The organism is Streptomyces sp. SID12488, assembly GCF_010548275.1.
GTDB lineage: Bacteria > Actinomycetota > Actinomycetes > Streptomycetales > Streptomycetaceae > Streptomyces.
Window position 1 is genome coordinate 31,893 of record NZ_JAAGLT010000042.1, and the last position, 19,697, is coordinate 51,589.

10 protein-coding genes (1 of these 10 only partly in view) are annotated in these 19,697 nt (G+C 70.1%); 1 reads left to right on the top strand and 9 read right to left on the bottom strand.

All coding sequences use genetic code 11. The features are described 5' to 3' along the window. The 9 genes from G3I56_RS38865 to eccD form a co-directional block, all read right to left on the bottom strand. Window positions 1-5,782, bottom strand: partial view of a lonely Cys domain-containing protein gene (locus G3I56_RS38865; protein ID WP_164417622.1) — the start only. 22,130 nt of this gene lie to the left of the window's left edge; the window shows 5,782 of its 27,912 coding nt (coding positions 1-5,782); the start codon lies at window positions 5,780-5,782; its stop codon lies beyond the left edge, outside the window. Between the two features lie 2 nt (window positions 5,783-5,784). After that, entirely contained in the window at window positions 5,785-6,135 is a 351-nt protein-coding gene (locus G3I56_RS38870) for a hypothetical protein (protein ID WP_164417623.1), read from the bottom strand. Between the two features lie 2 nt (window positions 6,136-6,137). Next, the gene (locus G3I56_RS38875) at window positions 6,138-6,641 is read right to left on the bottom strand and encodes a YbaB/EbfC family nucleoid-associated protein (protein ID WP_239135362.1); all 504 of its coding nucleotides are present in this window, start codon (window positions 6,639-6,641) and stop codon (window positions 6,138-6,140) included. Between the two features lie 78 nt (window positions 6,642-6,719). Further along, a complete protein-coding gene (locus tag G3I56_RS44905; protein WP_164417625.1) occupies window positions 6,720-10,199 on the bottom strand; it encodes an AAWKG family protein in 3,480 nt (1,159 codons plus the stop codon). A gap of 104 nt (window positions 10,200-10,303) precedes the next feature. Continuing rightward, window positions 10,304-10,738: a type VII secretion system-associated protein gene (locus tag G3I56_RS38885; RefSeq protein ID WP_164417627.1), complete on the bottom strand. Its 435-nt coding sequence runs from the start codon at window positions 10,736-10,738 to the stop codon at window positions 10,304-10,306. A 232-nt stretch (window positions 10,739-10,970) separates the two neighbouring features. Continuing rightward, window positions 10,971-11,291 carry a WXG100 family type VII secretion target gene (locus G3I56_RS38890; protein ID WP_164417629.1) on the bottom strand — a complete coding sequence of 107 codons (321 nt, stop codon included), beginning with the start codon at window positions 11,289-11,291 and terminating at the stop codon, window positions 10,971-10,973. 45 nt (window positions 11,292-11,336) lie between these two features. Further along, a complete protein-coding gene (locus G3I56_RS38895; RefSeq protein ID WP_239135363.1) occupies window positions 11,337-11,711 on the bottom strand; it encodes a hypothetical protein in 375 nt (124 codons plus the stop codon). Window positions 11,712-12,135: 424 nt separating this feature from the next. Continuing rightward, window positions 12,136-13,608, bottom strand: a complete 1,473-nt coding sequence (eccB, locus tag G3I56_RS38900) for a type VII secretion protein EccB (protein ID WP_164417631.1) — start codon at window positions 13,606-13,608, stop codon at window positions 12,136-12,138. Window positions 13,609-13,624: 16 nt separating this feature from the next. Beyond that, complete coding sequence (gene eccD, locus G3I56_RS38905; protein WP_164417633.1) at window positions 13,625-15,022, bottom strand: type VII secretion integral membrane protein EccD; 1,398 nt, start codon at window positions 15,020-15,022, stop codon at window positions 13,625-13,627. Window positions 15,023-15,279: 257 nt separating this feature from the next. Between eccD and eccCa the strand changes: the two genes are divergently transcribed. Beyond that, the gene (gene eccCa, locus G3I56_RS38910; RefSeq protein WP_203691688.1) at window positions 15,280-19,278 is read left to right on the top strand and encodes a type VII secretion protein EccCa; all 3,999 of its coding nucleotides are present in this window, start codon (window positions 15,280-15,282) and stop codon (window positions 19,276-19,278) included. Window positions 19,279-19,697: the final 419 nt, after the last annotated feature.

Here is a 19,697-nt window from a genome sequence, read left to right on the forward strand (position 1 = left end):
CCTCCACGGGGTTCCGCTGGCCGTTGTCCAGCAGGATCAGACCCGAGGGCGCCCGCTCCGCCACCACCGCGTAGGCCGGCTCGTCCCACGGCACCGGGCCCGGCCTGACGGCGCCGGTGCTGCCCTGGACGCCCGTCCGGTCCAGCAGCAGGTTCAGCGGCCGTCCCGTCAGGTTCCGTCCCTGGAAAACGCCGTCGGAACCCTTCAGCCCGGTGGCGGGCGCCAGCGCCCCCGACCGCTCCAGCTGGTACGCCGCCACCGCGGCCAGGCTCCGGGCCCGGCCCCGCCTGGCCGCGCTGCCCGCCACCGACAGTGCCTGGAAGACGAGGTCCGGGGTCACCTGCGCGCCGGGAGCCAGCTGGAGGACGCGCCGGGTGATGCCCCGCAGGTCGATCGGTCCCTCGCCGAAGTGCCGGTCGCCCCTGCGCGCCGCGTCCAGGTACGCGAGCGTGTTCACCGTCTGCGGGAAGGCGGGGTTCGCGGCGGCGTCCCGGCCGAAGACCTCCAGGAGAGCGGCCGTCAGCGCGTCCCACTGCGCGGGCGCCATGCCGCCGGGCGGCGGCGCGGGGGCGTCCGTGACCGCGCCGGCCGGGCGGACCCGGGGCACGGGCACCGGGGCCGGGGTGTGGGGCTGGGGCACGTGGGTGCCCTCCGCCTCGTCCCACAGCGCCCGGAAGGCCTCGTAGACCTCGTTCTCTTCCTGGGTGGCGTCGAAGGGGTTGACCGTCCCCGCGTACACGTCCTCCGGTTTCGCGCCGTACAGCCGCTGGAGCAGCGGGAACAGGGTCGGCGTGTGCCTGCCGACCCAGTCCGGTCCGCCGTTCTGGCGGGTCTCCCTGGTGTACGGGTCCTTGCCCAGGTTGGCCCGCAGGTAGACGTTGGTGAGCTGGGCGAAGAACTCCAGCTCGTCGCGGCTCGAATAGTTGTTCCCCGTGCGGCGTCCCTCGCCGTCGATGCCGTACAGCGCTCCGTCGGGGTACAGCGCGCCGTACTCCTTCAGGAGCTTCTGGTGCGCGTCGTGGATAAGCTGCTGCTCCGCCTCGCTCAGCCCGTACTGGTGAAGCGTGTGCGCGAACTCGTGGAGGGTCGTGGAGTACCCGTCCGCGTAGGCGGCGGCCCCCGCAACGGTGGTGGTCTCGCCGAGGAGGTTCTCCTCCGTCACCCCCGCGGTGAGCAGGCCGATGCCGCGTATCTCGTCCCACGAACGGCCGTCCCGCCTGGCCTGCCCCACCAGATGGCGGAACGGGTCCAGTGTGGTGATCGCCTCGCTCCTGGGCACCACGATCACGCGGGCGCCGTTCCTCAGCAGTTTCGCCGTGACGTCCGGGTCGCGCAGCATGCGCGCGATCTGCGTCCGTGCCTCTCGGCGCGCCGAGACCGGCTGGTCCACCCCGGCCGGTATCTGCACCATCAGCTGGGCGGCCGCCTCGGCGAACTCCTCGACGGGCAGCCTCCGAAGCGCGTCCGTCAGGGCCGGGTCGGAGGCGAGCCGCTCCCGTTCGGCCGGTGACAGCAGCGCCAGTTCGCGGGTGCGGTCCGCCTCGGGCATTCCGGGCAGCCGCGACGCCAACTGCCGGACCGGGTCGGAGGCGACCGCGTCGGTGGCGCGCAAGGCGTCGGCGAGGGTGGTGAGTTCGTCGTTCAGCCACCTCAGGTCGTTCGTTACGGCGCCGAGGGCCGCCCACTTCGCTTCGTGTTCCCTGCGGGCGTCGGCGTTTCGCGCGACCCCGTCCAGCAGTTCGCTGAGCCGCACGGCCAGTGTGGGGGCGGCCCCGGCGGGGAGTGCCGCACGGTAGGCGTCGTCGCGCAGGGCCTCCAGCCGGGCGGCCGGGAGCGCGTCGCCGGCCGGGGCCTGCGACAACCCCCACAGCAGGTCGAACAGATCCCTCGCCCGCTGCTGCCCATCGGTGGCCAGAGCCAGCGTGTACGCGGTGTCCGCCAGCGACTCGATGTCGGAGGGGACGGTGAAGCCGTCGATCTCGGTGGAGTCGGCGGAGGTGTGAGGGGCGGTGCCGATGCTGATCTCCGTGCCCCGGACCACACCGGTCAGCGAGCGTCCGTCCTCGCTCACGCGCAGGGTGTTCCGCGACACCCCGGGGAACCGCCGGGCGATGGCCTCGTTGACGACATCGGCGAACCGGCCGGCCTCCGTGGGGAGTTGGAACTCCAGGGTGCCGAGGGGGCGCGGGTTCTCGAACTGCACCCTGCCCCGGGCCCCGCCCGCGAGGACCACTGGGTGGCCGATCTCCCGCATCAGGGCGCTGAACCGGCGGCCCACGTCCAGCTTCACGTCATCGGCGGGCGGTGGAACGGGCGACGTCCCGGACGTCGCGTTCGGTTCGTAGGCGGTCGAGGTACGGGAGGAGGACCGGTGTGCGCCGGCATCGGCGTAGGCACTCTGGGTGTCCAGGGCCCGTGTCTCGTCCCCCGCGCCGTCCTCGGTCCGGTCGTCCGCGTAGAGCGGCGGGATGTTCTCGTCCATCGACGTCGTACGCGGCGCGGCCGGCGTGGTCTCGGACGCCCTGTCCGAGTAGGCGACGGTCGAGGACTGCCGGCGAGGGACGAACCGGAGCAACGACTCCCCGCCGTCCACCCTGTGGGCCGCGCTGAGGGTGTCGTAGATCTCCTGGCCGAAGGCGTCCTGCGGAACCCACTCAAGCAGTGCCCCGTGCATGACGCCCATGCCGGAGTTCCTCATCTCCTCGACGAGCGCCTCGTACTCCTCCCTCGGTACGGAGCTGCCGTCGAGTCTGGTGATCCGGAAGATGTCGTGGTCGCCGGTGAGCGGCCTGCGGGTGCCGTCGTCGGTGACTGCGTGGACCACGCCGTCGACCGTCCGGTACTGGCCCGCCCGGCTCAGCTCGTCCATCTGACCCCGCAGCGACTCGTACTCCTTCAGCCGCTGCTGATAACGCGCCCGGACCGGGTCGTCGGTGGACACGCCCTCAGGCAGACGCGGTTCGAAGAAGCCGACCAGTCCTCGGTTCTCCTCCCGGGCGCCGAGGCGGACGTCCAGGGCGTTGATGGTCTTCGCCTTGATTTCCGCGGGCTTCGGCAGGGCACCCAGGGTCAGCCACTTCACCGAGTCCACGTTGGTCGGCCGCACGTCGATGACCAGCTCGCGCTGGTCCGCGAACGCCTGGAACCGGAGTTGGTTGTCGCGCGGCATGCCCCAGCCCGACGTCGCCGACTCCTCGGGCACGTCGGCGGAGTGTGCCTGCACCTGGGGCGCCTGCAGAACCTCGGCACGCCGTCCGGGCCCCGGCCGCAGCCGCGGACCCGCCGGGGGGGCCGTCTCTCCGACGGGCAGCGACGCGGACGACGCCGGATGAGCGGGATCGGATTCCGATGGCGCCGGCACGGGGCCGGAGTCCGCCGACGCGTCCTGCGGCCGGGGGATCGTCGTGTCGCCGCTCGGGGGGATCGACGGCATCTCGTCGGACTCGGTCCGCACCGACCGGTAGGGCGGCACGTCCTCCCCCGACGGGGACGGAGACGGTTCCGGGATGTCGGATACGGCACTCGACCCCGGTGTGTGCCGTCCCGGCTCCTCGGGCGAGGGGGTACCGGTCTCGGGGGAGGACGGCAGCCCTGATTCGGCGGGGCCGTCGACCACGCGGGTGTCGACCGGTGGCCGTTGCTGCTGTCCGGCGGCCTGCGGGTCCCCGGGACGGGAAGCGCCGACGGTCGTACCGGCAGGCGTGGTGGCCGACGGGGCCGCAGGCGGGGCGGCAGGCGCGGTGAGGGTCTGGAGTGGTACAGGTGTGGCCGACTCGTCCGGCCGGTCGGTGGTGTAGGGGTTCTCCTCCAGGTCCGCCCGTCCGCGCTCGGCCGTGGTGCCCGAGGCAGGGGCGGGGAGATGAACACCCGTCTCGGGGCGGAGAGCGGCTGACCCGGACGGGGCCACGGCGGTGTCGGGCGACTCCAGCTCCGACTGCGACCCCTGCCCCTGCCCCTGCCCCTGCCCCTGCCCCTGCATGAGGTCGTCCGCCTGGCCGGCTCGGTTGACGTCGGCCGCGGTCGGGGGTGCCTTCACCGACGCGGTGGCATCCGGCGCCGTCTGCTGGTGCGCGGCGGACGGATCGGCCACCGGGTCCGGCAACTCCTCCTCGGCAAGGACAGAGTCCTCGTCACCGGTGAGGAGGCTGTCGGGTTCCTGGTAGCCGGAGCCGGCCGCCGGGGCGTACGCCGGCATGGGGGCGTTGGAGCCCACGGTGGAGGGCAGTTGCGGCAGGGTCCCGGCCGTCGGGTCGTACCCGGGGAGCGTGGTCTGCGACGGGTTGAGCGTGGAGAAGACGGATTCGCCGCTCGGCGTTTCCGCCACGGGCAGAGCGATCTCGTCGACGGCGGGCAGCGGGGTGGTGTCCTCCCCCTCGGCGTTCGAGGAGCCGTAGGAGGATCCCGGCTTGCCCCCGACGGTCACCCCCGGACCGGTCGCCCCGCCCTGGTACGCACCACCGGTGCCTCCGTCGGCAAACACGCCCTGCGGCCCGTACTCGTCGATGTCGTAGTCCGAGACGGACGAGGCATCGCTGACGTCGCTGAAATCGCTGGTGTCACGGAAGTCGCTGATGGTCGACGCCGTGTCGTCCGCGTCGTTCGAGTAGTCGATGTCGGCCGCGCCGTCGATGTCCGGCCGGTACGGCGAGACATACGGGGCGGGCACATGGGCGCTTGCCCCGTTTCCGGTCGCCGTACCGATGATGGGGACGGTGGGACCGGGGTCGTTCCAGGTGTCGTGGCTGGAGACCGTGTCAGGACGGGGCGTTGGGCTCCAGCTGCCGCCGCTGCCGGCACTGTCGCTGTCACTGTTCGTGACGGTGTTGAGGTGGTTCTTGAAGAAGTCGAGGTCCTTGAGGAACTTGTCGTGGATCCACTTCCCCCCACCCCCGGCGAGATCGGACGCGGCCTCGAAGATGACCCCGCTGGTTCCGGCGCTCACGAACGTGCCGGGGTTGATGGAGAACGTGCCCGTGAAGAACAGCTTGGTGAACGCTTCCGCGAAGGTTTCGGCCTGGCCCTCGTTGACGAAGGCGGCGGGGAGTTCGAAGACCTCCTTCCACAGCCGGTTGTCCTTGAACAGGTTGTTGATCCAGGGCCGGGTCACATGGGAGAAGGCCTCGCTGAAGAGCCCCGCCAGCGCCCCCGCGACCGCCGACTGTCCGATGTCCTTCCAGTCGAAATCGGTACGCCGCCGCTCCGGGTCCGCCGCGGACATCGAGATGACCTGTGCGGCGAAGGTAACGAACGCCTCCTGGATCGCTTCGAGCACCATCGAGAGCGGGGTGGGCACCGCGTGTCCCATCCGCTGCACGATCAGCAGGATCTGCAGCGCGGTACGCGACCGCACCACCGCCAGCTCGGTCAGCGACGTACCGCCGGTGAACACCGCGAGCGCGGCGATCAGCGCCAGTTCGATGTTCATCAGGATGAACTCGATGAGGACCTGGTACTTGCCCTCGGCGAGTGTGATCGAGCTGTTCACCCGCCGACGGCCGATTTCCCGCAGTTCCTTGGCGAAGTCGGCGAGGTGGTTCGTACCGCCGTCGTCGACGAAGGTCTTCAGCGCGGCGACGAACGCCTGGGCGATCGCGGGTGGCAGGGCGTTCCCGGCTGCGGAGATCGCAGCCAGCATCGCGTCGGAGAAGGCTTCGATGTCGTCCGCCAGCCGACTGTAAGGATTACGGCTGGCATAGCCCTTGTCCTCGTTGCCGGTGGCGACGTTGGCGCCCACCCAAATCTCGATGAACTCCCGCAGGGCGGGAGAGAACATGAACGCCATATCTAGCGGCGTTCCTCGCTCTGCAGGCTCTGCGCGTCGATGTCGTCCATCGCGAGGGTCTGCGGCCGCTGCACGTGGTCGGCTTCCTGGTCGACCGCGTCGAACAGGGCGTTCACGAAGCCGGTGATCGACGTCGCCGTCTCGATCACCTGGGCCTCCTCCTTACGGCACTGCTCACCCATCCGATCGGCGAAGAGGTCGTCACCGCCCTCATCACCCCACCAGCCGACCGTCTCGGCGACCCCGGCCTCGAAGTCGGAGACCATGTGCTCGCCGCCCCCGGCGAGGGCTCCGATGCCCCCCGAAGCGGCCCGGATCACCGAGATCTCGGCCGAGTACTCACGAGCAGCCATGGCTACACACTCCCCTGTCGCTTGTCCGCACCGCCGCGACCACCGGGCGGGGTCGCGGGTTCGTCGTCGTCCTCGTGGATCTCGTCACGGAACCGGCTCGCCGCCGTCGACCCCTGGTCCACGGAGGTCTCGCTGATCAGCGTTCCGAAGATCGAGTCCCAGTCGACTCCCGCCCGGTCCGCCGGGACGATCCCCCGGACGGACATCCTGGTGAGCGGTTCGAGCGTGTCGACGACCCGGCGTGCCATCTCGGCACGAGCCGCGTTCGCGGCCTCCAGCACCGACGCGGAGAGCTGCGAGGCGGCCATGGTGCGGTAGCGGCCGTCGAGGAACTCCAGGGACGTCATCTCACCCTTCGCCCCGACCACGACCCGCACCGACCGGTCGGACGAACGCGCAGTCACCGACGCGGCGTCCAGTTCGCCGCGCGCCTTGGCGGCGGCTTCCTCCGTGGCTTTGAGGTGGGCCATCGCCTTGGCCACACGGTCCTCGATCGGCTGACTCAACGCGGTCTCCTCACTGGTTCGGTCGGGCTGTCAGGTCGTCGGGCCGGCGGACTGTCGGGCGGCAGGTCCGCCGGCCGGTCACCGCCCCAGGGCCTGGGGCGCGCCGCCCTCGTCGGTGCCCCACACGTCCTCGTCCTCCGGCAGCCACGTGGTCCGCTCCCGGTCACTGCTCTCCGTCTGCTGACCGCCCCCACCCCCGGGCGCGCCGCCGCCCATCGGCGGCATGAAGGGCGTGCTGCTGGAGGTCTGCTGCGTGCCCCTCGGGACCACGCTGTGCTCCTCGTCCCCGACGGTCGCCGTGGCCGCCCGGCCGGTCCGGGCCACACCGGGCTCGATGACGTTACGGACCCGCTCGCCGGACCCGCCACCGCCCTCGCCGCCCCCACCCCGCATCATCGGCGGCATCATCGGCGAACCGGAACCCCCGGTCGAACCGTCGGACGCGGCGGCGAGGCTCCCGTCGCTCTGCGGGCGTCCCAGCGCGGACGTCAGGTCGTCCCCGTTGTAGAGGTTGTCGTTGAACACGGAGGAATAGCCCGAGCCGGCACCCGGCGTGTTGTACGCCGAGAGGTCGGGGGGCTGTGGGAGGTCCGCGATGCGCTGGCGGATCAGCTCGTCGATGTCCTTGTCGGGGGTGCCGGCCGTCCGGTCGTACTCCGCCTGGATGTCGCCCATCCGCTGGTCGTACTCGGCCCTGGCGTCCTTCCGGGCCTGCTCGGCGTCGGCCTTGGCCTGCTGCCGGTCCTGTTCGGCGTCCGCCTTGTCGGCCTCGTACTCGGCCTTGGCGTCGGCCTCCTTGGCGTCTGCGTCCTGGAGGGCGTCGTGCTCGGCGGCGTCGATCTCGGCGATCCGGTGGTCGTACTCGTCGCGGGCCGTCTGCTCGTCGGTGCCGGACGCTATCTCACGGTCGTACTCCTGCCGGGCTTCCGCCCGGTCCCCGTCGGCCTGCTGCTGCGCCTGCTCCCGCTGCTCCTGGGCCTCGGCCTTCTCCTGCTCGTACTCCTGCTTCGCCTCGGCCTGCTGCTGGTCGGCCTTCTGCTCGGCGGCCGCGCGCTCCGCGCGGGCGTCGGCCTTCTCCTGCTCGTAGGCCGCCTGCGCGTCGGCCTTGGCCTGCTCGGCGTCCTCCTTGGCCTGCAGCTGCTCCACTACGGACTCGCGCCGTGCCTGTTCCTGCTGCTCCTTGGCCTCGGCCTTCTCCGCGGCCGCCTCGGTCTTGGCCGCTTCCTGCGCCTGCTTGGCCTCGGCCCGGTCCTGCTCGTTCTGCGCGAGGGCCGTCTCGCGGTCCTTCTCGGCCTCTGCCTTGGCCTCCGCCTGAGCCTTCTTGGCCTCTTCCTTCTCGGCCGCCTGCTCCGCCTTGGCCTCTTCCTTCTCCTTCTCCGCCTCCTCCTTCGCCGCGGCCTGCTCGGCCTTCGCCTCGGCCTTCTCCTTCTCCTGCTCGGCCTTGGCTTCCTCCTTCTCCGTCTTCGCCTCGGCCTTGGCCGCCTCCTGCTCGGCCTTCGCCTCAGCCTTCTCCTTCTCCTGCTCGGCCTTGACTTCCTCCTTCTCCGTCTTCGCCTCGGCCTTGGCCGCCTCCTGCTCGGCCTTCGCCTCAGCCTTCTCCTTCTCCTGCTCGGCCTTGACTTCCTCCTTCTCCTTCTCCGCCTCGGCCTTCGCGGCGGCCTGCTCGGCCTTCGCCTCAGCCTTCTCCTTCTCCTGCTCCTCCTGCTGCTTCTTCGCCTGCAGGAGGGCGAGCGCCTGCTGCGCGGCCGCGTCGGCCTTGGCCTCTGCCTGGGCCTTCTTGGCCTCGGCCCGGTCCTCCGCGTTCTGGGCGAGCGCCGTTTCCTTCTCCTTCCCGGCCTCCGCCTTGGCCGCCTCCTGTTCCGCCTTGGCTTCGGCCTTCTCCTTCGCGGCCTCCGCCTTGGCCTCTTCCTTCTCCTTCTCCGCCTCGGCCTTCGCGGCGGTCTGTTCCGCCTTGGCCTCTTCCTTCTCCTTCGCCGCTTCGGCCTTCGCGGCGGTCTGTTCCGCCTTGGCTTCAGCCTTGTCCTTCGCGGCCTCCGCCTTGGCCTCTTCCTTGTCCTTCTCCGCCTCGGCCTTGTCCTTGTCCCGCTCGGCCTTCGCGTCCGCCTTGTCCTTCTCCGCCTCGGCCCTGTCCCTGTCCCGCTCGGCCTTGGCGTCCGCCTTGTCCTTGTCGGCCTCGGCCTTGTCCTTGTCCCGCTCGGCCTTCGCGTCCGCCTTGTCCTTGTCGGCCTGCACCTTGGCCGCCGCCGCCTCGGCCTTCGCGTCGTTCTTTTCCTTGTCCGACACTTCCTTCGCCGCGATCTCCGAAAGCGGCCGTTTATCCTTTTCGGTCAGCTTGGTGTCGAAAGCGTCCTGGGCCTCGCCCAGGGCCTTGCTGATGGCCACGACGGCATCGGAGCCGGCCGCAGCGAGCCAGTCCTTGACGGACTGGTCCCAGCGGCGCACAGCCTCGGCGCCGATCTTCTTCCATGTCTCCATGTCGTTGGGCGGGCCGTAGGAGGTGCCGTAGATCGTGATCGTGTCCGCGAAGCCCTCCTTCGCGACCACATAGTTCGCGTAGACACCTTCACCTGAAATGGTCTCGATATCGGTTTTGTCGTACTGATCAAAAAGATTGAACCTGGCGTCCTGCAACATGTCGTACAGCCAGCGCTGCGGATTACTCATGGCCTTCCACGACTGCCACTTCGACTCAAGGATCAGCGCCTGGTTGTAGAGCTCCCACTGCGCGGCGGCGAGCGCCTGGCCGGGGCGGGACACCACGATCTGGTTGTCGATGGTGGCGGAGGCGCTGTCGGCGTCGCCCTTGTTGATCTGGTCGGCGTAACCCTCGTAGTTCCGCGCCAGTTTGTGGATGAGCGCCTTGAAGACGGCTGCTGACGTGCCGTCCCAGGACTGGCTGCCCTCACCGATGTCCGTGCTGTCCCACAGCTCGATGGTGTCGGCGCTGGTACGGAAGAACTTGACGGCCCGGTCGAAGGACTTGGCCGTCTCGGTGAAGGACAGCAGGTCGACGTAGGAGCTGTCGTTCACCGGAACGCCACTGTGGCTGAAGCCGTGGGTGGTGTAGAACGTGGTCAGCTGCCGGAGGGCGGCTATGGAGCCGTGGACGTACTGGCTCAGGGCGGCGTTGTCCCACTTGACCGCCTCCCCCTCCTTGTTCCAGCCCCCCTTGTCCTTCAGGACCTTGCTGGTGTGCGAACCGCCACCGATCACGTCGTCCCCGCTCGGCGGAGCCTTCCCGACCGTGCCCAGGAGGGTGATGTGCGCCCGGTAGCTGTTGAGGTACGTCCCCGCGTCCGCGTCGCTCCCGCCGCTGGAGTAGAACGGCATGATGAAGTCGGTGTTGAGCTGCTGCCAGCCGCCCGAGGTCATGAAACCGTGGACGTAGTCGGGACCGCCCGCCTTGTCCAGCCGCACGTGCATCAGCGGGATCTCGTCGTTCCCCTTCAGGTGCTCGAACACCTTGGTCCGGTCACCCACGTCGAACCCGGTGAGCATGGCGACCGCAACTTTCCAGTTGTCGTCGTTGTTGTGTGTGACGTCACTCGAGTCGGCCATCACCGTGCTCCACGGGCTCGTACAGAAAAAGGGCGTAAAGGAAAAGGGCGCACAGAAAAGGGGCGTACAGGAAAACCGGAATACCGGCCCTGCTTCGGGCCGTCCTACTCTTCCTCGCCGCCACTGGTGTCGCTGTCGACGTCCTCGAAGATGTCCATGAAGTCGTCGAGCGGGATCTTCTCCAGATTCGACCCCTGCACCTTGTTGAGCTCGGCGATGGTCGCCCACAGCGCTTCCTGGACGTCCTCGAAGAGCGTCGTCTGCTCCTCCAGGATCCGGAAGACCTCGCCCGCCGACATCTGGATCACCTCGTTCAGCTTGCCCCCCTTGCCCTGACCGGCGGCCATGCTCCCGAGGATGAGCGGACTCGTGGCCGTGATCGTGGTGTTCGTCGGGACACCCTTGGAGATGACCGAGATCGCGTCGCCCTCGACCGCGTCGTCGTTGAACATCTGAGCCAGGGCCGCCGCGAAGTCCTCGACGTGGCCCTCGATGAACTTCTTCAGAAATGCGCTGTCAAGAACCGTGACGTCGGCCACGTCGTTCCCCTTCCGTGCGGCGCCGGGACCGGAGTGATCCCGCACAACGGGCTTCCGAGAGATCTGAGTTCATCCATGCGTGGGGCGCCGTCGGCCTCGGCCGTTCCCGGTGCCCGCGATGGCGCCCGGAACAGCTGAGGCCGACGGCGCCCGGTGGTTCTCCGGCCCCGCTCCGCCCGGTGTCCTCCCGTGCCGTCGAGCACGGGAGAGGCGGGGAGCCGTTGCGCACGGGTCAGCGGCTGCCGATCCGGATCTCTCCCCACCGCTGCGTGCGGCTCTGCTCCGAGTGCCGGTAGTCGGCGGAGATCTTTTCGAGCAGCCCGGAGTGGTTGTGGAGCAGGGTCCTGATGTTGGTGACGGCGCCGTCCCACTTGGCCTGGACGTCGGTGTAGACGTCCCGGTCGTCACCGATCCAGGTCTCCTTGAGCGCGGCCAGATCCTGGTTCAGCTGCTCGATGATGCCGGCGATCGCGTCCGACTGGTCCTGCATGTCCGCCATCGACCTCTCGGCCTGGCCGTAGTCGTGGTGGATGTAGCCTTCGCTGAAATCCATCAGAATCCTCGATTCGCCGCGGGTGCGATGGGGGGTGAAGCCCGGTCAGGCGTTGGGGTTGGTGCCGTTCTGGACGCCACCCGCGTTGTATCCGTTGAGCTCGTCGAAGACCTGCGTGGACCGGGAGTACTCCTGGTCGATCGCGTCACTCGACGAACCCTGAGTCAGGCCCTGTTCCGTGAGGGTGTTGTTGAGCTCGTCGACCATCCGGTCCAGGTTGACCAGGATGGTGTCGACATGCCCGTCCCACTGCTCCAGCAGGGACTTGAACTTCCCGCCGTCCTGACCTCCGTACTTGGTCGAGAGATCCGCGGCGGTCTCCTGGACACCCTGCTGACGTTGCTGGATGGAGGTGAACGCCTGCTCCAGCACCCTGATTCCGCCGCGGGTCGCCTGTTCTTCGGACTGCTGCATGGTCATGGGGGAATTTCCTTTCGGCGACAACCACCGAGCTGTGGACCTCATTACCACTTGCGGGCAGACAAGTTGGCCCCGCGGTCACTCACCGACTCAGCAGGACATGAGATACCGGGATGCTAGGCACGCGCCAACTTGTTTGGCAATCTGCCGCCGAGCCGCCACAACAGCCCGAACCGCCGTCCCCGAATGCTCAGTTGAGCGGAGAATCCGAATTCACGCCGCTCAGCTGAGCATCGGCGTAATTCCATCCGGACAGACCGGGCATTACCTCCCTGCCCCGCGGCACGACAGTTCACGCGGAATTACGCAAAGTGACCGCAAAGTGACCGCAAAGAAGCGGAGAATTTTCCCGCGCGGGCATTCACTGCCGAGCAGCTTCTCCCCAACGCCCGCTACGCCCGCTATGTCTTGTGCCGCGACCGCGCTAGGGACACCGCAGAGTCACCCGTGCCTCCCCCGAGGAGGCCGCCTCGGGTGTCAGGTCGGGGCCACTGGGCAGCATGGCCAGCATCGGCGACGGCATCGGCCGCGCCTCCACGGCGTCGTAGCCAAGCGCCTTCACGCCCTCCTGGGACAGCAGCCGGTACTTCACGCCCTCGTCGGTCACCAGGTACGTCGTGTCGCCGAGCGCGCTGCCGCCGGCGCCCACCACCTTGACCAGCGCGCCCTTTCCGGCACCCACGGCGATGGCGTCGACCTTCAGGCAGCCCGCTACGACCTCGGGAGCCGGTGGCAGCACGGGCTCGGGCAGCGCGCTCACGGGCAGCACGGACGTGCCCACCCGCACAGCGCCCCCGGCGGAGTCGACGGCCGCGCACGCGACGGAGCCGGTGGCGACGGCAACCGCCTCCGGCGGCTCCTCCGGCAGCCGCGCCGTACTGGCCGCCGACTCCTGGGCCCCTGGGGCGAGGTGCTCGGTGAGCACGTCGGCCCCGAGCGTCGCCACGGACACCGCGGCACTGCCGTATGCCTCCGCACGGGTCCGGGGGTCGCCCAGCAGCAGCGCCGCCCCGGTCGCCGTCAGCGGCACCAGTCCCTCCCGTTGGAGCACGTGGTACCGGGGCTCGGCGCCGGGCACGTCGACCCGGAAGACCTGCCCGACCCTGGTGCTCCGGCCCGCCAGCGCCGGTCCGTTCGCGCCCCGGTCCGGCACCTGCACCGGGGCCAGGTCCGGGCCCAGTGGGAAGGCGTCGAGGAACGCGGACGAAACGGGGCGCGGGGTGACGTTCCCGTAGCCCAGGGCCCCGGCGGCGTTGGCCGCCTTGTCCAGACGCAGCCGGCCGCCCTGCCACAGCAGATACGTGTTCTTGTCCGGCCCGGCGACCAACAGGCCCTCCGTACCGCCAAGTTGCCGGCCGCCCTGCACGTCCTGGGGCTGCTCGGAGCCGATGACGAGCGCGGTGGTCGCCGTGACGACGCCCGTGGTCCTCGACAGCAGGCCCGAACACACCAGCCACGGCCGGGTGTCCAGGTCACCGGTGCCAGGCAGCGCCTCCGGGCCGTCCGGGATGCCGACGGGCGTCCCGTGCGGTGTGCCGGCGAGCGAGGAGGTCCCCACTGTGGTGACGCCGAGGGCTTCGCCGGCTATCAACTGGGCCGACGCGTAGTTGCGTACGGGGTGCAGCCGGCCGCCCAGGTAGAGGTAGCGCGCCCCCGTCTGCTTGTCGACGATGAGGTCCTGCGACGTACGCCAGGAGTCGTTGCCGCCCGGTTTGATGAGCCCGAAGACGAACGCCCCGGCGCACACCAGCACGGCGATGACCACGCCGATCGCGGCCCCGCGGTTGGTTCTGCCCAACGGGCTCTCCGGCTCGTCGGGTTCGGACCTCAGCATGGCCGAGGCCAGTCTCCCCATGACGAAGAGATGCGCCTGTACCTGATCACGCTTGCTGTGCATGGTCGCTTTCTCCCGGTCAGCCGTTGATGCCGCGGAGCATGCCGTAGACGCCCATCGACCAGAGCGTCAGCGGCAGCAGGCTGATGGCGGCGAGCGAGTGAAGCAACTCGGCCGCGCGTCCCCAGTACGGCAGCAGCCGCCTCCCGGGCACGGTCCATGAGGCGATCGTGATCGTGGCCGCCAGGGCCAGCAGACCGGCCGTCAGGGTCAGCCGGTCCTGCGGACCGCCGGCGCGGGCCGTGACGAACAGCAGCAGGGCCGTGCCCCAGACACCCGCCGTGGTCAGCGCGAGCCGCTGCCAGACGTTGCCCAACCCCCTGCTGTGCAGCAGCAGAAGGAGCGACAGGGCCACGACGGTGAGCACTCCGGAGAGGCCCGGCTCGGTCACGAGCGCCGCGAGGCACGGCAGACAGATCAGGCCGATGGCCGTGTAGAAGGCGGTCATCCAGCCGTCCGCGAGGGTCGCCCGGGCCTCGACGTCGGAGGCGGGATACGGGTCGATGCCCTGCTGCAACTGCTGGACGTTGGTGGGCAGCGGCGGCATCCGCATGCCGGAGAGCCGGAACGACAGCGAGGGGACGAAGCCGCCGAACAGCACCACCACGACGGCGACGACGGCGGCGGCCTGCTCGGGCGCCAGTTCCAGGATGACCAGTGCGGCGCCGAGCGCCCCCGCCAGGGCGACGGAGGCCGTGCCGAGGAACAGCGCCGGGTAGGTGCCGACCGCGGCCAGCGCCAGCACCGCCGCGCCGCCGGCGGCGGCGGAGGCCGCCAGCAGCCGTGCGCCCAGCACGGCGTCACCGTCCGCACCGCCCAGCTCACCGCCGGGCAGCAGCCAGCCCGCCAGCGCGAAGTAGGGAACCGCCATGAGGCCGAGCACCGAGCCCGCCCCGGAGTCGCCGACGGCCCGGGTCGCGGAACCCGCTCCGGCGAGCAGCAGCAGTCCGGCGGCCGAGGCCACGAGCGCCCGCAGCCGGCCGTCCGTTCCGGGCAGGGCCAGGAAGACGATGCCGAGGGTGAGGGTGGCGACGGCCATGCCGTGCAGCAGACGCCGGCTGGCTTCCGCGCTCCAACTGTGCGGCCGTTGCTGCATGGTGGTGGAGATGCCGTCGACCAGGTCGTCGAGGTGGACCTCCGGGAGCGCCTCGGTGCGCGGGCGCAGACAAAGGGCCTCACCGTCGCGCAGGCCGAGGGAGTCCAAGGTACTCTCGGGGTCGAGCGGTGGGCCGCCGAGGCGTTGCAGGACCCAACCGCCATGCTCCAGGCCGGATTCCTCCAAGTCGTCGCCGCCGTACCCGATCACTGTGGGCAGCAGATCGGCAACGGAGACGTCGGAGGGTACGGCCAGGTCGACGGTCCTGGCCGGGGCACGTACGGTGACGCGGCACAGGCTTGCCGCCTGAATATCAGTCATGGGTTTCGTGTTCACGCTTTCTGGCGGACCGCGAGACACGCGGTGGCTGGAATCCCGCTGAAGATACAACGTCCCATACAGCGTTCCACAGAGTCCATTCGGAGAATCTGCGGCATGGCGCGGGACTCTACTTCATCAAATTGACTTCATGCGCAATGCGAGGCGTCCCGCTTTCACTTCGGCGACTCCGGTAAACGCCGGATTGCGTCGCGGAGTTGCCACGGAAATTGTTGCGACATCTTCGAGGAGGCCATTCGTTGAGCGTGATCCTGTTCCGCAGGCCGGCACGCCGCAAAGGTCCGGAACTGCCGTCGGGAGACCTGAGTCTTCAGGAGCCGCCGACACTTCCCGAAGTCGTGCCGGACAGTTCCGCGGTGTGGACGTACCTGCCGATGGCGCTCATGTCCGTCTCCATGATGCTGATGTTCATGCGGCCCGGTATGGCGAAGTCCAGCGGTGGGTTCATGTACATCGCGCTCGGCATGATGGTGATCGCCTCGGCGGCGATGATGATCGGCCAGGTCATGAAGCGCAACAGCGAGCGCAAGCAGCGGATGAAGGGCGAACGCCGCGACTACCTGCGCTATCTGCGCCAGACGCGGCGCAAGGTGCGGGCCACCATCGTCGAGCAGCAGCGCGCCCTGTCCTGGCGCCATCCCGAGCCCGACGCGCTGTCCTCCTTCGTGCGCACCACCCGGTTGTGGGAACGCCGGGCGTCCGACGAGGACTTCGCGGAGGTCCGGATGGGCGTCGGTGACCAGCGCATCGGAATGAAGCTGACCCCGTTGTCGACCAAACCCGTCGAGGACCTCGAACCGCTGTCCGCGCACGCCCTGCGCAGCTTCACCCGGGCCTACTCGACCGTGCGCGACCAGCCCATCGCGATCTATCTGCGGGCCTGGTCGAAGGTGCTCTTCCGCGGCGACGAGGAGCGGATACGGGGTCTGGTGCGCGGCCTGCTCGGCCAGTTGGCGGTCTTCCACTCCCCCGACGACCTGTGGATCGCGCTGTGTGTGTCGGACGAGCGGCGGGCCGAGTGGGAGTGGGCGAAATGGCTCCCGCACAGCCTCCACCGGCACGAGGAGGACGGTGCCGGGCCGGTCCGGATGATCACTTCGGCCTTCAACGAGCTGGAGGGCCTGCTCGGTGCCGAGTTCCTCGAGCGCCCGGGCGCCGATCCCGAGGCGGTGCCGGGGCGCGAGGAGCCGTACACGGTCATCGTGATCGACGGCTGCACCGTTCCCGCGGGCCATCGCCTGGACGGCCACGGGTTCCGCAACGCGGTGGTGCTCGACCTCTCGGGAGCCCTGGCCTGGAAGCCGGGCCGTACCACTCTGCGTCTCGAGGTGGAGGAGGACAGCGTCGCGCTGGTGCGCACGGACCGCGACCGCAAGGAACAGTCGACGGCGCTCGGCAGGCCCGACCGGTTGGGCCCGGTGGGCGCGCAGGCGCTCGCCCGGCTGCTCGCGCCCTACCGGATGACCGTCGGCAGCGGCGACTCCAAGCCGTTCTCCAACGACGTCGAGCTGACCGCCCTGTTGAACATTCCCGATCTGCACCGGCACGAGCCGGCCACGCTGTGGGAGCGGCACACCGGTGCGTCCCGGCTCCGGGTCCCCATCGCGGTCAGCGGTGAGGGCAGGCCCGTGGAGCTGGACATCAAGGAGTCCGCGCAGGGCGGTACGGGTCCGCACGGCATGCTCATCGGGGCCACCGGCTCCGGCAAGAGCGAGCTGCTGCGCACCCTGGTGCTGAGCCTGGCGCTGACCAACTCCTCCGAGACGCTGAACTTCATCCTCGTCGACTTCAAGGGCGGCGCGACCTTCCTCGGCCTCGACGAACTGCCGCACACCTCCGCGGTCATCACCAACCTCGCCGACGAGGTGTCGCTGGTCGCCCGTATGCAGGACGCCCTGCACGGTGAACTGATACGCCGCCAGGAGCTGTTGCGCGCCGCCGGGAACTACACCTCCGCCCTGGAGTACGAGAAGGCGCGGGCTTCCGGGGTGCCGTTGCGACCGCTGCCCAGTCTGTTCGTCGTGGTCGACGAGTTCAGCGAACTGCTGTCCGCGCACCGGGACTTCATGGAGCTGTTCGTGATGATCGGGCGGCTCGGGCGGTCGCTCGGGGTGCATCTGCTGCTTGCCTCGCAGCGGCTGGACGAGGGGCGCATGCACCAGTTGGAGAGTCATCTGTCGTACCGGATCGGTCTGCGTACCTTCTCGGCGATGGAGAGCCGCGGTGTGCTGGGTGTACCGGACGCCTACGAGCTGCCCGCCCAGCCGGGCGCGGGCTTCCTCAAGAGCGGTGTCGACGCGCTGACCCGCTTCCGTGCCGCGTATGTGTCGGGCCCGTACGAACGCCGCCGTGCGGTCGTCCAGGCGCAGGTGGCGCGTCAGGTGGTGCCGTGGACGGCGGAATGGGTGGTGCCGCGGACCCTCGCGGACCCCGACGCGACGGGCGGGGGCGGCGAGGAGGAAGAGGAACCGGAGGCGGAGGGCCCCGACACGGAGAGCGGTGAGACGCTGCTGTCGGTGGCGCTCGACCGGCTGCGACACGCGGGACCGCCCGCCCATCAGGTCTGGCTGCCGCCGCTCAGCAGCCCGGCCACCCTGGACCAGGTCCTGCCCCCACTGACCCCGGATCCGCGGTACGGCCTCACCACCGCCGACTGGCCGCTGCGGGGCCGGCTCACCGTACCGGTGGGCATCGTGGACCGGCCGTTCGACCAGCTCCGCGATCTGCTGACCGTCGACCTCTCGGCGGCCGGGGGTCATGTGGCCATCGCCGGTGGCCCGCAGAGTGGCAAGAGCACCCTGCTGAGGACCCTCATCACCGCGCTCGCCCTCACCCACACCCCGCGTGAAGTGCAGTTCTACTGCCTGGACTTCGGCGGTGGCACCCTCGCCGCCCTGGATGAGCTGCCGCACATGAGCGGGGTGGCGGCCCGGGTGGACGCCGAGCGGGTGGGCCGGGTGATCGCCGAGGTCAGTACGCTGCTCGGCAAGCGGGAGCGGTTCTTCCTGGAGAACGGCATCGACTCCATGCCCACGTACCGCAAGCGACGCGCGGCGGGCGAGTTCCCGGACGAGCCGCACGGTGACGTCTTCCTGGTCGTCGACGGCTGGTCCACCGTGCGCCAGGACTTCGACCGGCACATCCCCACCTTCAACGCGCTCGCGGCCCGCGGACTCAACTACGGCGTCCACCTGGTGATCACCACGGCCCGCTGGGTGGAACTGTCGTCCTCCGTGCGTGACCAGACGGGCACCCGGCTGGAGCTGCGGATGGGTGATCCGATGGACTCCCAGATCGACTCCCGCAAGGCGGGGGCGGTTCCGCGCAGCCCCGGGCGGGGCCTGACCGGTGAGAAGCTGCACTATCTGTCGGCGCTGCCGCGGGTGGACGGGGTCGAGGACGCCGACGACCTCGCCGACGGCGTCGCCGGTCTCATCGCCGCGATCGGGGAGAACTGGGCGGGGCCGCCCGCGCCCCGGGTGCGGATGCTGCCGGCCCGCCTGCCCGTGGCCGACCTTCCGGAGCCGGAGGGAGACCTCGGTCTGCGGATCGCCATCGGCCTGGACGAGAACGAACTCGCCCCCGTGTGGCACGACTTCGCCGAGAACCCGCACATGATCGTGGTGGGCGACACGGAGTCCGGCAAGACCAACCTGCTGAAGGTGATCGCCAGGGGCATCACCGAGCGGTACACCCCGGCCGAGGCCCGCATCATGACGGTGGACTACCGGCGCGAGCTGGTGGAGAGCGTCCCCGAGCGCTACCGGCTCGGCAACGCCGTGTCCCTGGACATGCTGAAGGACCTCGTGGACGGGGCGGCCAGGGCGGTCCGGGGGCGGGTTCCGGGCGAGGACATCGCGCCGTCGCGGATGCGGCTGTGCGACTGGTGGCAGGGGCCGCGGCTGTTCATCCTGGTCGACGACTACGACATGGTCGGCAGCGGGCCCATGACACAGCCGTTCGCCCCGCTGCTCGACCATCTCGCGCTCGGCCACGAGGTCGGCCTGCACCTGATCGTGGCCCGCTCCTCGGCAGGCGCCGGGCGCGGTCTCAACGAGTCCTTGATGCGCAGGCTCCAGGAGGTCAACACGCCGGGCCTGCTGATGTCCTGCCCGCCGAGCGAGGGGTATCTCTTCGGCAGCGTGAAGGGCCGCGAGCTGATCCCCGGCCGGGCCGTACGCATCGCCCGCCGTAAAACCCTCCAGATCCAGACCCCCCAGCTGGAGGACACCCCCTGATGCCCCGCCCCTCCCGCCCAGCGCACCCGCCCGGCTCCCGGCAGCGGGCGGGGGTTCGCGCTGCCGCCGACGGGGGCGGGGCAGCGGTCCGGGCCGGGATCGTCGCGTGCGGTCGCGCCGTTCCCGGACTGCCCCGGCCCGCCGGGGCGGGCCAGGACACCGACCACCGCTCCACCATGGCCGGGGAAGACCACGCCCGCACCGGGTCCGTCCGGCCGGGTCGTCAAGTGCCCGACGTGAGCCCGCCGTCGTCGCACCGGGAGCGGCCTCCCGTACAGGACGCACCCGGACCCGCACCACGACAGGCACGGACGCCGGGCACCACAAGTCCCGGCGCCCCGACCGGGCAGGGGGCGAGCGGCCTCGGGGAGGCGGGACACGTTCCCGCTTCGTTCCGTGCGGCACGGGGGTCTGTCGCG